Here is a 922-nt window from a genome sequence, read left to right as displayed (position 1 = left end):
ACGCCCAGCTTGAGGTCATGCCGATGGCCGCGTAGAATCCAAGCCAATCAGCCTCCGGAAAAGCCGGCGCGGTTCAAGACGCTCTACACCAAGCCACCTGCGGGCAGTGTTGTGATCTGTCTCGACGGGATGGGGCCGGTGAGTGCGAAGAGTTATGCCGGTCATGCCCTGGTGCAGACAAAGACCCGACCGGCCGAGTGAGCCCGACAGGAGATCGACTACGGTCGCCGCGTCAAGGGCTATGTCTTTGGCGCGTTCTGTCCGGCCACGGGCGAAGCCTTCACGCATCCCTACCCAGGACGCGGCGGTGCGCCTTGGGTCAACTTCCTGGAGCGGGTTGAGGCTTGGGATCCCGCGCACGATCAAGCGGGTGTATGCGATCATGGATAACCTGAGTTCCCACCGTACCACGGACGTGCTGCTGTTTGTGCTCGCGCATCCGCGCTGGGAGATGGTGTTCCAGCCCAAGTACGCCGCTTATCTCAACCTGATCGAACCCTGGTGGAAGATCCTGCGCTCGCTGGCGTTAGCCGACCGGCGCTTCGAGAGCGGGGACGAGATCACCGAAGCGATCCACCGCGCTACAGTCTATTGGAATGCGCGTCGCCATCCCTTCGTCTGGGGCAACCGCCGTCGGCATCGACCGCGTCGCTCCCCCGGCATTGCCCTCCTGCCGAGGGCAGCATGACTTCCCGGATGAACCACTTAGGCCTAGGCTCAGGACTCGTTAATTAAGGTAGAAGGCCACTGAAGCAGCGATGCAGATGGCTGAGAAGAAGGTGTGGGCGCAGCGGTCATAGCGGGTCGCGATCCGGCGCCAATCCTTGAGCTTGGCGAACATGTTCTCGATAATCTGACTGCAAATGACAAAAGCGGGTAGCTTCGCCATTTGGGCTGGTTGGAATGGCATAGCGGATCTCGA

The 922-nt window shown here is 61.1% G+C and carries 1 protein-coding gene and 2 pseudogenes; 2 read left to right on the top strand and 1 reads right to left on the bottom strand.

Annotated elements, in window-relative coordinates; all coding sequences use genetic code 11:
* A pseudogene (locus DC522_RS36715) lies at positions 1–201 on the top strand (hypothetical protein); the annotation flags it as partial.
* 181 nt (positions 202–382) lie between these two features.
* Positions 383–688 (top strand): transposase, encoded by a 306-nt coding sequence (locus DC522_RS36710; protein WP_245444785.1) that lies wholly within the window; start codon positions 383–385, stop codon positions 686–688.
* Between the two features lie 39 nt (positions 689–727).
* Here the strand turns inward: DC522_RS36710 and DC522_RS33765 are convergent.
* Positions 728–850 (bottom strand): annotated as a pseudogene (locus tag DC522_RS33765) (IS5/IS1182 family transposase); the annotation flags it as partial.
* Positions 851–922: the final 72 nt, after the last annotated feature.

The organism is Microvirga sp. KLBC 81, from assembly GCF_003075415.1.
In the GTDB taxonomy this organism is placed as follows: Bacteria; Pseudomonadota; Alphaproteobacteria; order Rhizobiales; family Beijerinckiaceae; genus Microvirga.
Note: the sequence above shows the minus strand (reverse complement) of the source record. Positions and strands in the feature narration are given on the sequence as shown.

Coding starts and splice junctions, on each gene's coding strand:
- DC522_RS36710 (WP_245444785.1), top strand. CDS start 383: ATGGATAACCTGAGTTCCCACCGTACCACGGACGTGCTGCTGTTTGTG.